This is a genomic window from Pseudomonas urmiensis, from assembly GCF_014268815.2.
In the GTDB taxonomy this organism is placed as follows: Bacteria; Pseudomonadota; Gammaproteobacteria; order Pseudomonadales; family Pseudomonadaceae; genus Aquipseudomonas; species Aquipseudomonas urmiensis.
The window spans coordinates 4,314,113-4,327,023 of sequence record NZ_JABWRE020000001.1 but is presented as its reverse complement, the minus strand read 5'-3'; the positions used below and the strand labels follow the sequence as shown (position 1 = coordinate 4,327,023).

The following is a 12,911-nucleotide window of genomic DNA, read 5'->3' as shown; positions in this document are numbered from 1 at the left end:
CCGTGCGTCTGCGATTGATCGCGGTCGGCTCGCGTATGCCCAAGTGGGTCGAGGAAGGCTGGCATGAATATGCCAAGCGCCTCCCTTCGGAGCTGTCGCTGGAGCTGGTGGAAATACCGCTGAACACCCGGGGCAAGAATGCCGACGTCGCTCGCCTGATTCGTCAGGAGGGCGAGGCCATGCTCGCCAAGGTGCAGCCGGGCGAGCGTATCGTCACCCTCGAGGTGCACGGCAAGCCTTGGAGCACCGAGCAGTTGGCGGTCGAGCTGGATCGCTGGCGCCTGGATTCGCGCACGGTGAATTTGATGGTGGGTGGGCCGGAGGGCCTGGCGCCGGAGGTGTGTGCGCGCAGCGAACAGCGCTGGTCGCTGTCGCCGCTGACCCTGCCGCATCCGTTGGTAAGGATACTGATCGGCGAACAGATCTACCGCGCCTGGACCGTGTTGTCCGGGCATCCCTACCACAAATGAGCCTGTAAGCCCGCCCGATGTCGCAGCCGATTCGCCTCAAAGACCACGAGAAAGACGCCCGCCTGGTGCGCAACCGCGTCGTGGTCGGCGCTGTGGCGATCATGTTGCTGGTGTGCGTGCTGATCGCGCGGCTGTATTACCTGCAGATCATCCAGTACGACTATCACTCCACCTTGTCGGAGAACAATCGGGTGCATGTGCAGCCGATTCCGCCGACCCGTGGGCTGATTTTCGACCGAAATGGGGTGATCATCGCCGATAACCGGCCCAGCTTCAGCCTGACCATGACCCGCGAGCGGGCCGGTAACTCTGGCAAATGGCAGGAAGTGCTGGATGTGATCGTCGAGGTGCTGGAGCTGACCCCGGATGATCGTGCGCTGTTCGAGAAGCGCATGAAGCAGGGGCGCCGACCGTTCGAGCCGGTGCCGATCCTGTTCGAGCTCAGCGAAGAACAGATCGCCCGGGTGGCGGTGAACCAGTTCCGTCTGCCGGGGGTGGAAGTGGCGGCGCAGCTGGTGCGCCATTACCCGCAAGGTGCGCATTTCGCCCATTCGGTCGGCTATGTCGGGCGGATCAACGAGAAAGAGCTGAAAACCCTCGATCCGGTCAACTACAGCGGCACCCACCATATCGGCAAGACCGGCATCGAGCGCTTCTATGAAGACGCCTTGCACGGCCAGGTCGGTTACGAGGAAGTCGAGACCAACGCGCGCGGTCGTGTTCTGCGGGTGCTCAAGCGTACCGACCCGATTCCTGGCAAGGACATCGTCCTGAGCCTGGACATCAAATTGCAGGAAGCGGCCGAGCTTGCCCTGGGCGGGCGGCGTGGCGCGGTGGTGGCGTTGGATCCGCGCTCGGGTGAAGTCCTGGCGATGGTCAGCCAGCCGAGTTTCGACCCCAACCTGTTCGTCACCGGTATCGGCTTCAAGGCCTATGCCGAGCTGCGCGACTCGATCGACCGGCCGCTGTTCAACCGCGTCTTGCGCGGCCTGTATCCGCCAGGCTCGACCATCAAGCCGGCGGTGGCGATTGCCGGGCTGGACAGTGGCGTGGTCACCGCCAGCAGCCGGGTCTTCGACCCGGGCTACTACCAGTTGCCCAACTATGACCACAAATACCGTAACTGGAACCGCAGTGGTGATGGCTGGGTCGATCTGGACCTGGCGATCATGCGTTCCAACGACACCTACTTCTACGACTTGGCGCACAAGATGGGCATTGATCGCCTGTCCACTTACATGAACAAGTTCGGCCTCGGCCAGAAAGTCTCGCTGGACATGTTCGAGGAGTCTTCCGGCTTGATGCCGACCCGTGAGTGGAAGCGCGCCACCCGCCGTCAGGCCTGGTTCCCGGGCGAGACGCTGATCCTGGGTATCGGCCAGGGCTACATGCAGACCACGCCCTTGCAGATGGCCCAGGCTACGGCGCTGATCGCCAGCAAAGGCAAGTGGTTCCGGCCGCATCTGGCCAAGACCATCGAAGGCCAGCCGCCGGTGGACGAAAACCCGATCGATGACATCATCCTGCGCGACAAGGCCGACTGGACCCGAGTCACCCATGGCATGGAGCAGGTCATGCACAACGCCCGCGGTACTGCCCGCGCCGCCGCCGCTGGCGCCCAGTACCGGATTGCCGGCAAGAGCGGTACCGCCCAGGTGGTGGCGATCAAGCAGGGTGAGAAGTACGACCGTAACAAAGTCCAGGAGCGCCATCGTGACCACGCTTTGTTCGTCGGCTTTGCGCCGGCAGAAGACCCCAAGATCGTGGTCTCGGTGATGATCGAGAACGGCGAAGCCGGTGGCCGTGTGGCCGCCCCCGTGATGCGTCAGGTGATGGATGCCTGGTTGCTCGATGAGAGCGGCCGGCTGAAAACCGAGTTCGCGCCGCCCACCGTCGCCCAGGAAGCGCCGCAATGATGAACAACTTTGATCGCATGCTCTCCAGCGAAGACGTGATGCGTCGGCGCGCCAGCTTCCTGCAGCGCATCCATGTCGACGGCCCGCTGCTGATCATCCTGCTGACCCTCGCCGCTGGCAGCCTGTTCGTGCTCTATTCGGCCAGCGGCAAGAACTGGGACTTGCTGATGAAGCAGGCCACCTCGTTCGGCATCGGCCTGGTGTCGATGTTCATCATCGCCCAGCTCGAACCACGTTTCATGGCCCGCTGGGTGCCGTTGGCGTACCTGACCGGGGTGTGCCTGCTGGTGGTGGTCGACGTCATGGGCCACAACGCCATGGGCGCGACCCGCTGGATCAACATCCCGGGGGTGATCCGCTTCCAGCCTTCGGAATTCATGAAGATCATCATGCCGGCAACCTTGGCCTGGTATCTGTCCAAGCGCACCTTGCCGCCGGATCTCAAGCACGTGGCGATCAGCCTGGTGCTGATCGGCGTGCCGTTCATTCTAATTGTCCGCCAGCCTGACCTGGGTACCGCGCTGCTGATCCTCGCCTCGGGCGCGTTCGTGCTGTTCATGGGGGGCCTGCGCTGGCGCTGGATTATCAGTGTGCTGGCCGCCGCGGTGCCGGTGGCCGTGGCGATGTGGTTCTTCGTCATGCACGACTACCAGAAGCAACGGGTATTGACCTTCCTCGACCCGGAAAGCGACCCGTTGGGCACCGGCTGGAACATCATTCAGTCCAAGGCCGCGATCGGCTCGGGCGGGGTGTTTGGCAAGGGTTGGTTGCTCGGTACCCAGTCGCACCTGGATTTTCTTCCTGAAAGCCACACCGACTTCATCATCGCCGTGCTCGGCGAGGAGTTCGGTCTGGTCGGGATCTGCCTGCTGTTGATCGTCTACCTGCTGCTGATCGGCCGCGGCCTGGTGATCACGGCCCAGGCGCAGACCCTGTTCGGCAAGCTGCTGGCGGGCAGCCTGACGATGACCTTCTTTGTATACGTGTTCGTCAATATCGGTATGGTTAGCGGTTTGTTACCCGTAGTGGGGGTGCCGCTGCCCTTCATTAGTTATGGCGGAACTTCGTTGGTGACGCTGCTGTCAGCGTTTGGCGTTCTGATGTCGATCCACACACACCGCAAATGGATCGCGCAGGTTTGAATAAGGTGACCAATTTCATGCAAGCAGTGCGTACCTGGGCTGCCCGTTGTCTGCCGTGGATCGGCGCAATCGGTCTGTTCGGCGCTGTCCAGCAAGCCAATGCCGGCGACTATGACGGCTCGCCACAGGTGGCCGAGTTCGTTGGCGAAATGACCCGCGACTACGGTTTTGCCGGCGAACAACTGATGGGCGTGTTCCGCGAGGTGCAGCGCAAGCAGTCGATCCTCGATGCGATTTCGCGTCCGGCCGAGCGGGTCAAGCCGTGGAAAGAATACCGGCCGATGTTCATTACCGACGCGCGCATTGCCCGCGGGGTCGACTTCTGGCGTCAGCACGAGGCCACCTTGGCCCGTGCCGAGCAGGAATATGGCGTGCCGGCCCAGGTGATCGTGTCGATCATCGGCGTGGAGACCTTCTTTGGTCGCAACACCGGCAACTACCGGGTGATCGACGCGTTGTCGACCCTGGGCTTCGATTACCCGCCACGGGCCGAGTTCTTCCGCAAGGAGCTGCGCGAGTTCCTCTTGCTGGCCCGGGAGGAGCAGCTCGATCCGCTGATGCTCAAGGGCTCCTACGCCGGCGCCATGGGCTTGCCGCAGTTCATGCCGAGCAGTTTTCGCAACTATGCCGTGGACTTCGACGGTGATGGCCACATCAATATCTGGAACAATCCCGATGACGCCATCGGCAGCGTGGCCAGCTACTTCAAGCGCCACGGCTGGGTTGCGGGCGAGGGCGTGGTCAGTCGCGCCCAGGTGCGTGGCGAGCGGGCCGATGAAGGCCTGACCACGGGTATCGAGCCGGTCAAGACGGTCGGGGAGTTGAAAGCCCTGGGTTGGTCGAGCCATGATGCGCTGCGCGATGATCTGCCGGTGACCGCCTTCAAGCTCGAGGGTGAAAACGGTCCTGAATACTGGATGGGCTTGAAGAACTTCTATGCGATCACGCGGTACAACCGCAGTGTGATGTACGCCATGGCGGTGCATCAGCTCTCGGAACAGCTGGTTCTTGCACGGGGCGTCAAGTAATGCGCGTATTTTCTCTGAATTCCTTCAAGCTGCTGACCTGCATCGCCGTTGGCGTGGTCCTGGCCAGCTGCTCGTCCAGCCGGCCGGCCCAGCAAAGCGGCGGCAACGTGGTTCGTTCGCAACCTGGCCTGGACATCAACCGCGCTCACAAGGACGGTGCGCCGTGGTGGGACGTGGATGTCAACAAGATCCCTGACGCCACGCCAACCGTGCACACTGGCAATTACAAGGCCAACCCGTACACGGTGCTGGGCAAAACCTACTACCCGATCCAGGACTCGCGCAACTACCGCGCCGAGGGCACTGCCTCCTGGTATGGCACCAAGTTCCATGGCCAGAACACCGCCAATGGCGAGGTCTATGACCTCTACGGCATGAGTGCCGCGCACAAGACCCTGCCGCTGCCGGCCTACGTGCGGGTGACCAACCTGGACAACCACCGTAGCGTGATCCTGCGGGTCAACGACCGTGGCCCGTTCTATTCGGACCGCATCATCGACCTGTCCTACGCGGCGGCGAAAAAACTCGGTTACGCCGAAACCGGCACCGCGCGGGTGCGCGTCGAGGGGATCGACCCGCAGCAGTGGTGGGCCCAGCGTGGTCAACAGGCGCCGTTGGTGCTCAAGGAACCGCAAGTGGCCCAGACCCAAGCGCTGCCAGCCAGCACGGGCAAGGTCGAGCAATGGACTCCGCCAGCGCAGCAGCATGCTGCGGCGGTAGTACCGGTGCAGATCGCCAGCAACAGCGCGCCAAGCGCCAATGGCGGCATGTACCTCCAGGTGGGCGCATTCGCCAACCCGGACGCAGCTGAACTGCTGCGCTCCAAACTCAGCACCATGGTCAGCGCCCCGGTGTTCATCAGCTCGATCGTACGTAACCAGCAGACCCTGCACCGCGTACGCCTGGGGCCGATGAGCAGCCAGGGCGAAGTCCAGCAGACCCAGGACAGCGTGCGCATGGCCAATCTTGGCCAGGCCAAGCTGGTGACCGACTAGGGAACTCCTGCGCCAGACGGTGGACTGAAGGGGCACGACGCACTGATTTGCGTCACCCCTTTCGCGGGCAAGCCCACTCCCACAAGGACAGCGATGACCCTGTGGCAGCGGGCTTGCCCGCGAAGAAGTCGACGCCGACCTGTCTGTTTTGTCATGAATTGCCAGACGCGCCCATGTACAATGGCCGTTTTTTCCCGCAAGGCCCCTGGCCTCGGGTTTGGGCTGCAGCGCAGCTCGCATAACTAGACTGACTAGCCGTTGGGCCTCGCCCACGAAACATCAGACCATTAGCGATTTTCGAGAGACGGATGAACATCACCAACCTTGCCAAACGACTTTGCCTGCCCGTACTGCTGATGATCACGCCTGCTGCCTTCGCAGCGGAGCAGATGATGCCATCGCCACCGCAGTTGGCCGCCAAGTCCTACGTACTCATGGACGCGTCCAGCGGCAACGTGCTGGTCGAAAACAACGGTGACGAGCGCCTGCCGCCAGCCAGCTTGACCAAGCTGATGACTGCCTACATCGCCACCCTCGACATCCGTCGTGGCCAGATCGGCGAAAACGACCCGGTCACCGTCAGCGAAAACGCCTGGCGTACCGGTGGTTCGCGCATGTTCATCAAGGTCGGCACCCAGGTCAGCGTCAGCGACCTGCTGCACGGCATCATCATCCAGTCGGGTAACGACGCGTCGGTCGCCCTGGCCGAGCACATCGCCGGCAGCGAAGATGCCTTCGCCGACATGATGAACAAGACCGCTACCGATCTGGGCATGGGCAACAGCCACTTCATGAACCCGACCGGCCTGCCGAACCCGGAGCACTACTCCTCGGCCCACGACATGGCCCTGCTGGCGCGTGCGATCATCAACGAAGACCCGGCTCACTACGCGATCTACTCGCAGAAAGAGTTCTTCTGGAACAACATCAAGCAGCCGAACCGCAACCTGCTGCTGTGGCGTGACAAGACCGTCGATGGCCTGAAAACCGGCCACACCGACGAAGCCGGCTACTGCATGGTCGCCTCGGCGGTACGTGACGGCCAGCGCCTGATCGCCGTGGTGTTCGGCACCAACAGCGAGCAATCGCGTGCTGCCGAAACCCAGAAGCTGCTGACCTACGGTTTCCGCTTCTTCGAAACCCAGACCTTCTACCAGAAGGGCACCGAGCTGACTCAGGCTCCGGTCTGGAAGGGCGCCACCAGCCAAGTCAAGGCGGGCCTGGCCAACGACCTGACCATGACTATGCCTAAAGGCCAATTGAAGCGCCTGGCCGCTTCGATGACCATGAACCCACAACTGACCGCGCCAATCGCCAAAGGTGACGTGATCGGTAAAGTGGAAGTCAAACTGGACGAGAAAGTGGTCCACAGCGCTGACCTCATCGCCCTCGATGGCGTCGAGGAAGGTGGTTTCTTCCGCCGTATGTGGGATAGCATTCGTCTATTCTTCTACGGGTTGTTCAACTGATAACGTGACCTGCCACGCTCCCGCTCACTCCAGCGGGAGCGTCGTTGTTGCCACGGCTTACGAGGCCGTTTCCGCCATGAGCGAACCTGACGTCAAGTCGCACAAGATTGAATTCCCCTGCGCCGATTATCCGATCAAGGTGATTGGCGACACCGTAGTCAATTTCAAGGACACGGTGATCGAAATCCTCAAGAAGCACGCCAAGGTCGACATGGCCACTCTGGCCGAGCGTCAGAGCAAGGAAGGCAAGTACACCACGGTGCAACTGCACATCGTTGCCGAGAGCGAGGACCAGCTGCACGATATCAACAGCGCCCTGCGCGCTACCGGCATCGTGAAAATGGTGCTCTGATGCCCGCTTGTCTCGGTTTTCGCGAGCTTGGCCTGCAGCCCTATGAACCGGTGCTGGAGGCTATGCGTCGTTTTACCGAGCAGCGTGGAGCGGACAGCCAGGACGAAATCTGGCTGGTCGAACATCCTGCGGTCTTCACCCAGGGCCAGGCCGGCAAGGCCGAGCACCTGCTGGTGCCGGGCGACATCCCGGTGGTGCAGACCGATCGCGGCGGCCAGGTGACCTACCATGGCCCCGGGCAGCTGGTGGCCTACCTGTTGCTCGACGTGCGCCGGCTGGGCTTTGGCGTGCGGGAGCTGGTCAGCCGGATCGAGCACAGCCTGATCGATCTGCTCGCCAGCTATGAGGTCGACGCCGCCGCCAAACCCGATGCGCCGGGTGTATATGTCGACGGGGCGAAGATCGCCTCGCTCGGCCTGCGAATCCGCAATGGTCGTTCGTTCCACGGCCTTGCCCTGAACGTGGACATGGACTTAGCGCCATTTCGCCGAATCAACCCCTGCGGGTATGCGGGGCTGGCCATGACCCAGCTACGTGATCTGGCAGGTCCGATCGAACTCACCGAGGTCAGGACAAGGCTGCGCGGACAGCTGGTCAAGCACCTCGACTATGCTGAGCAGACGACCCTCACGGGCGGAATCGACTGAATATGACAATTGTGCAAGAAGCCGTGCCGAACCTGATCCCATCCCAGGATGTCACCCCGCGCCCTGCGCCGAAGAAGGTGGAAGCTGGGGTGAAACTGCGTGGCGCCGACAAGGTGGCGCGTATCCCGGTCAAGATCATCCCCACCGAAGAGCTGCCGAAGAAGCCTGACTGGATCCGCGTGCGCATCCCGGTTTCTCCCGAGGTAGATCGCATCAAGCAACTGCTGCGCAAGCACAAGCTGCACAGCGTTTGCGAAGAGGCCTCCTGCCCGAACCTGGGCGAGTGCTTCTCCGGTGGTACTGCGACCTTCATGATCATGGGCGACATCTGCACGCGTCGCTGCCCGTTCTGCGACGTTGGCCACGGCCGACCGAAGCCACTGGATGTGGATGAGCCGCACAACCTGGCCGTGGCTATCGCCGATCTGCGCCTGAAGTACGTGGTGATCACCTCGGTTGACCGTGACGACCTGCGTGATGGCGGTGCCCAGCACTTTGCCGATTGCATTCGCGAAATCCGCAAGCTGTCGCCAGGCGTGCAGTTGGAAACCCTGGTACCGGACTACCGAGGACGCATGGACGTGGCGCTGGCGATCACCGCGCAAGAGCCGCCAGATGTGTTCAACCACAACCTTGAGACCGTGCCGCGCCTGTACAAGGCCGCCCGTCCTGGTTCGGACTACGACTGGTCGCTGGACCTGCTGGAGAAGTTCAAGCAGCTGGTGCCGCATGTCCCAACCAAGTCCGGCTTGATGCTGGGCCTGGGCGAGACCGACGAGGAAGTCATCGAAGTGATGCATCGCATGCGCGAGCACAACATCGACATGCTCACCCTCGGTCAGTACCTGCAGCCTTCGCGTAGCCACTTGCCGGTGCAGCGTTTCGTCCATCCAGACACCTTCGCCTGGTTCGCTGAGGAAGGCTACAAGATGGGCTTCAAGAACGTCGCATCCGGACCACTGGTGCGTTCGTCCTACCATGCTGACCAGCAGGCGCACGAAGCCAAGATCAAGCTCTGAGCCTGGCTTGAGTCAAACATGCCGATGCGCGCCGAAAGGCGCCATCGGCATTTTTATTGGGGGATCGCTACCCGCTGGGCAAGGCTGATGCTTTCGCCCATCGTGGCTCGCCTATCCCCACAAGGAGTTGCTCGATGAACTGTGTTGAACGCGGGGTTGCCCCATTGCCCCAGGCGCTGCCGACCAATGCCTGCTTCGCCATCATTGCTCCCGCAGGCCCTGCGCGGCTGGATCAGGCCAAGGCTGGTCAATGGTTTACCGACCGCGGCTACCAGTGCCGCATCTACCCCGGTGTCAGCCAGGCCCAAGGCTACCTGGCCGGCTCCGATCAGCAGCGTTTGCAGGATCTGCATGATGCCTTCAGCGACCCGCAGATCGACGCCATCCTGTGCATGCGCGGTGGTTACGGCAGCATGCGCCTGCTCGACCAGATCGACTTCGAGCTTATCGCGCGCCATCCCAAGCCGTTGATCGGCTATAGCGATATCACCGCGCTGCACACGGCGATCAACCAGCGCGCAGGATTGCTCACTTTCCATGGCGGCATGCTCAATGCCGATCTACTGGGAGAGAAGCTGGAGCCGACGGTCAGTTCCTTGTTGGAGCAGTTGCGCGGGCGGCTGGGGCAGGGCGCGGCGATTGCCCATCCGCACAACTACCCATTGACCAGCGTGCTGCCAGGCGCTGCCAGCGGGCGTCTGGTGGGCGGTAATCTGTCGTTGCTAGGGGCCACACTGGGCACCTTGGCTGAGATCGATACACGCGACAGCATCTTGTTCATCGAGGATGTCAACGAGCCGCTGTACCGGGTCGACAGGTTGCTGACCCAATTACGCCTAGCTGGCAAGCTGGAGGGTGTGCGTGGGGTGCTGGTGGGGGATTTTGCCGGGGTTACGGTTTCGGCCATGACGCCGCTGCTGGAGGATATCTTCGCGCCGTTGGCGGTGCCGGTGCTGGCCGGATGGCGCAGTGGCCATTGTGATCCGAATATTTGCTTGCCGCTGGGAGCGCGGGTGCGCTTGGACAGCGAAAAGCACAGCCTGAGCTTGGAGCAGACGTTGTTCAGGTCGTAAGGCTATCGCGGGGCAAGCCCGCTCCCACGTTGTAAACGTCAGTGGACGTAACGTGGGAGCGGGCTTGCCCCGCGACAGCTCGCTAGCGGCTACGCAGGCTGTCGAGCAACTTATGCGTCGGGTAGCCATCCGCCGGCATCCCTTGCGCTTGCTGCGCATTGCGAATCGCCTTGCGGGTATTGGCGCCAATGATGCCATCAGCATTGCCCGCCTCATGCCCGCTGGCATTGAGCAAGTTCTGCAACTCGATGCGCTCGCTGCGGCTCAATGGCAGATCTTCTTTCGGCCAGCTGCCAGCAATGAAGCCCCAGCCCGAGAAGCGATCACCCAGCAGGCTTACCGCCAGGGCATAGGATGATGAGTTGTTGTACTTGAGAATCGCGCGGAAGTTGTCCAACACCAGGAAGGCAGGGCCTTTGGCGCCGGCAGGCAGCAGCAGCGCGGCCGACAGCTGGTTGCTACCGGCAGGCAGTTGCGTGCCACTGGGCAGTTTCACGCCCAGTTGCAGCCACTCGCTGACCGTCTTGCGCTGGGCACCGTCGGCGATCCAGTAATCGAAGCTGGCTGGCACCTGGACTTCGAAGCCCCACGGTTGACCACGCTTCCAGCCCGAGCTTTGCAGGTAATGGGCGGTGGATGCCAGGGCATCGGCGGTGCTGTTCCAGATATCGCGACGGCCATCACCGTCGAAGTCCACCGCGTGGGTGTTGTAGGTGGTCGGGATGAACTGGGTCTGGCCCATCGCCCCGGCCCACGAGCCACGCATTGCCTCGGGTTGGATGTCGCCGTTCTGCAGGATCTGCAGCGCCGCAATCAGCTGGTCCTGGGCGAACTGCGGGCGACGGCCTTCGTAGGCCAGGGTCGCCAGCGAGCGGATCACCGACTTGCTGCCCTGGAACTGGCCGAAGTTACTCTCCATGCCCCACACCGATACCAGCACCTGGCGGTCTACGCCGTAGCGCTGTTCGATACGCGACAGCAGCTCGGCATTTTGCTCAAGCAGCTTCTTGCCGTTGCGCACGCGCAGTGGCGACAGCGCGCCATCGAGGTATTCCCACACTGGGCGGGTGAATTCGGGCTGGCTGCGGTCGGCCTTGATCACGTCCATATCGGGTGTGACGCCGCTGAAGGCGCGGTCGAACAAACTTGCGCTGATGCCGGCCTGCAGTGCTTGCTGACGGAAGCCCGCCTGCCATTGGGCGAAGGTCTGCAGGGGCTGGATTTCAGTACTGACGTCAGGTGTGCTGCCGGGCAGGTTGACCACCGGAGCGGGCTGGGCAGGGGCCAGCGGCAGAGCGTCGGCGGCGGTGGGTTTCTCCGCGCAGGCGACGAGCAGGATGAGGCTGGAGGCCGCGATCAGCTGGCGGGGTTGCCAGCGTGGGAACAGACTGAAGAGCATGCACAGATCCAGGAATTACAGGTCAGGTGCCGACCATACCATGCCTGCGCTTTTGATGCTTTCATGCGGCCAAAAAGTAACAAGCCTCCCAATCTCTCGATTGGAAGGCTTCGCGGCGGTAGCTGCCTTTGCCTTTGCCTGGTTGTTCCTGTCGGCTGCGGAACAGTGGCTGGGCGATGATGGATTTGGCCTTGTTCGGGCCGTGTTTTTTCGGCTTTTTGCTCATCTTGAAGGTCCAGCGTAGTGAGTGACGGGCGCACTGTAGGTCGCTTGGAACGGGTGGGCCAATTGATTGTTTATATGATCAGTGAATGGCTCCGCTACGCGGCCCCAAAATCTCAAGCCTACTGAGAAGGCAAGCTCAACCGCTGCCCAGCCATCAACAGCGACAACCGCGCCAGGCTGGTCCAGGGCGAGCCCTCGGCCTGGCCCTTGATCTGCGCATCGATGCGTTGGGCATCCTGCAGCAACTGCGCCCAGCGTTGCGCCGAGAGGCGTTGCAGGGCCTTGCTGACCAGGGGCCGGCGCTTGTCCCACACCGGTGGCCGGGCCTGGCTGAACGCCTTGTCCAGCGGCACGCCCTGGCTGAATTGCTGGGCAATACCCGCCAGCAAGCGCAACTCACGAGCCAGCGCCCAGAGAATCACCGGCGGCTCTACACCCTCGCCGCGCAACCCCTCGAGCATACGCAGCGCATGCGCCGCCTCACCCTTGAGGATCGCATCGACCAGGCCAAACACATCAAACCTGGCACTGTCGGCCACCGCCGCCTGCACGGTTTCCACCGTGATCTGGTTGCCGTCGGCCAGCAGCTTGAGCTTTTCGATCTCTTGCGCGGCGGCCAACAGGTTGCCTTCGACCCGAGCGGCGATCAGGTCCACCGCATCGCGCTGCGCCGACAAGCCTGCCTGGGACAAGCGCTGGTTGATCCATTGCGGCAACTGCTGGGCGTCCACCGGCCAGATCTGGATGAACTGGCAGTGCGCACCTTCGACCAGCGCCTTGCCCCACTTGGTCTTCTGCGCGCTGCCATCGAGCTTGGGCAGGCTGATCAGCAGCAGGGTGTCTTCAGCAGGGTTGGCGCAGTACTCCATCAAGGCCGCCGCGCCTTTGTCGCCGGGCTTGCCCGAAGGCAGGCGCAGTTCCAGCAGGCGGCGCTGGGCAAACAGTGACAGGCTGGCACCCGCCAGGAGCAGGCTGCCCCAGTCGAAGTTGGCGTCGGCACTGAACACCTGGCGTTCGTCGAAGCCTTGCTGGCGAGCAGCCGAGCGAATGGCATCGGCGGCTTCCTGGCACAGCAGCGGATCGTCGCCGCTGACCACGTAGACCGGGGCCAAGGCACCTTGCAGGTGTTTGTTGAGTTGGGCGGGGGCGAGCTTCATGAGCACAAGGCGGGGCACC

At 62.5% G+C, this 12,911-nt stretch carries 13 protein-coding genes; 10 read left to right on the top strand and 3 right to left on the bottom strand.

Going from position 1 to position 12,911, the window contains the following annotated elements:
* Positions 1 to 2 precede the first annotated feature (2 nt).
* The 10 genes from rlmH to HU737_RS19475 all read left to right on the top strand — a co-directional run bounded on the left by rlmH (position 3) and on the right by HU737_RS19475 (position 10,111).
* Positions 3 to 470, top strand: coding sequence for a 23S rRNA (pseudouridine(1915)-N(3))-methyltransferase RlmH (rlmH, locus tag HU737_RS19520; protein ID WP_009397919.1), 468 nt, complete (start codon positions 3 to 5; stop codon positions 468 to 470).
* 17 nt (positions 471 to 487) lie between these two features.
* Entirely contained in the window at positions 488 to 2,386 is a 1,899-nt protein-coding gene (gene mrdA, locus HU737_RS19515; protein ID WP_186556664.1) for a penicillin-binding protein 2, read from the top strand.
* A 38-nt stretch (positions 2,387 to 2,424) separates the two neighbouring features.
* Entirely contained in the window at positions 2,425 to 3,528 is a 1,104-nt protein-coding gene (gene rodA / locus HU737_RS19510) for a rod shape-determining protein RodA (RefSeq protein WP_186556704.1), read from the top strand.
* A gap of 17 nt (positions 3,529 to 3,545) precedes the next feature.
* Entirely contained in the window at positions 3,546 to 4,556 is a 1,011-nt protein-coding gene (gene mltB, locus HU737_RS19505) for a lytic murein transglycosylase B (protein WP_186556665.1), read from the top strand.
* Positions 4,556 to 5,551 (top strand): septal ring lytic transglycosylase RlpA family protein, encoded by a 996-nt coding sequence (locus tag HU737_RS19500; RefSeq protein WP_186556666.1) that lies wholly within the window; start codon positions 4,556 to 4,558, stop codon positions 5,549 to 5,551. Before mltB ends, HU737_RS19500 begins: the two co-directional genes overlap by 1 nt.
* 308 nt (positions 5,552 to 5,859) lie before the next feature.
* Positions 5,860 to 7,020 (top strand): D-alanyl-D-alanine carboxypeptidase family protein, encoded by a 1,161-nt coding sequence (locus HU737_RS19495; RefSeq protein WP_186556667.1) that lies wholly within the window; start codon positions 5,860 to 5,862, stop codon positions 7,018 to 7,020.
* 76 nt (positions 7,021 to 7,096) lie between these two features.
* Positions 7,097 to 7,372 (top strand): DUF493 domain-containing protein, encoded by a 276-nt coding sequence (locus HU737_RS19490; protein WP_186556668.1) that lies wholly within the window; start codon positions 7,097 to 7,099, stop codon positions 7,370 to 7,372.
* Positions 7,372 to 8,019 carry a lipoyl(octanoyl) transferase LipB gene (lipB, locus tag HU737_RS19485; RefSeq protein ID WP_186556669.1) on the top strand — a complete coding sequence of 216 codons (648 nt, stop codon included), beginning with the start codon at positions 7,372 to 7,374 and terminating at the stop codon, positions 8,017 to 8,019. Before HU737_RS19490 ends, lipB begins: the two co-directional genes overlap by 1 nt.
* Before the next feature lie 2 nt (positions 8,020 to 8,021).
* Complete coding sequence (lipA, locus tag HU737_RS19480) at positions 8,022 to 9,038, top strand: lipoyl synthase (RefSeq protein WP_225915626.1); 1,017 nt, start codon at positions 8,022 to 8,024, stop codon at positions 9,036 to 9,038.
* A gap of 134 nt (positions 9,039 to 9,172) precedes the next feature.
* Positions 9,173 to 10,111 (top strand): S66 peptidase family protein, encoded by a 939-nt coding sequence (locus HU737_RS19475; protein WP_186556670.1) that lies wholly within the window; start codon positions 9,173 to 9,175, stop codon positions 10,109 to 10,111.
* Between the two features lie 82 nt (positions 10,112 to 10,193).
* Here HU737_RS19475 and HU737_RS19470 read toward each other — a convergent pair whose 3' ends face one another.
* From HU737_RS19470 to holA, 3 genes are all read right to left on the bottom strand, one after another.
* Entirely contained in the window at positions 10,194 to 11,510 is a 1,317-nt protein-coding gene (locus HU737_RS19470) for a lytic murein transglycosylase (RefSeq protein ID WP_186556671.1), read from the bottom strand.
* A gap of 61 nt (positions 11,511 to 11,571) precedes the next feature.
* A complete protein-coding gene (arfA, locus tag HU737_RS19465) occupies positions 11,572 to 11,736 on the bottom strand; it encodes an alternative ribosome rescue factor ArfA (RefSeq protein WP_186556672.1) in 165 nt (54 codons plus the stop codon).
* Between the two features lie 118 nt (positions 11,737 to 11,854).
* A complete protein-coding gene (gene holA, locus HU737_RS19460) occupies positions 11,855 to 12,892 on the bottom strand; it encodes a DNA polymerase III subunit delta (protein ID WP_186556673.1) in 1,038 nt (345 codons plus the stop codon).
* Positions 12,893 to 12,911 lie beyond the last annotated feature (19 nt).

Bases quoted from the DNA above. Each gene is read 5' to 3' on its own strand.
- mrdA (WP_186556664.1), top strand. From the start codon at position 488: ATGTCGCAGCCGATTCGCCTCAAAGACCACGAGAAAGACGCCCGCCTG.
- rodA (WP_186556704.1), top strand. From the start codon at position 2,425: ATGCGTCGGCGCGCCAGCTTCCTGCAGCGCATCCATGTCGACGGCCCG.
- mltB (WP_186556665.1), top strand. From the start codon at position 3,546: ATGCAAGCAGTGCGTACCTGGGCTGCCCGTTGTCTGCCGTGGATCGGC.
- HU737_RS19500 (WP_186556666.1), top strand. From the start codon at position 4,556: ATGCGCGTATTTTCTCTGAATTCCTTCAAGCTGCTGACCTGCATCGCC.
- HU737_RS19495 (WP_186556667.1), top strand. From the start codon at position 5,860: ATGAACATCACCAACCTTGCCAAACGACTTTGCCTGCCCGTACTGCTG.
- HU737_RS19490 (WP_186556668.1), top strand. From the start codon at position 7,097: ATGAGCGAACCTGACGTCAAGTCGCACAAGATTGAATTCCCCTGCGCC.
- lipB (WP_186556669.1), top strand. From the start codon at position 7,372: ATGCCCGCTTGTCTCGGTTTTCGCGAGCTTGGCCTGCAGCCCTATGAA.
- lipA (WP_225915626.1), top strand. From the start codon at position 8,022: ATGACAATTGTGCAAGAAGCCGTGCCGAACCTGATCCCATCCCAGGAT.
- HU737_RS19475 (WP_186556670.1), top strand. From the start codon at position 9,173: ATGAACTGTGTTGAACGCGGGGTTGCCCCATTGCCCCAGGCGCTGCCG.
- HU737_RS19470 (WP_186556671.1), bottom strand. From the start codon at position 11,510: ATGCTCTTCAGTCTGTTCCCACGCTGGCAACCCCGCCAGCTGATCGCG.
- arfA (WP_186556672.1), bottom strand. From the start codon at position 11,736: ATGAGCAAAAAGCCGAAAAAACACGGCCCGAACAAGGCCAAATCCATC.
- holA (WP_186556673.1), bottom strand. From the start codon at position 12,892: ATGAAGCTCGCCCCCGCCCAACTCAACAAACACCTGCAAGGTGCCTTG.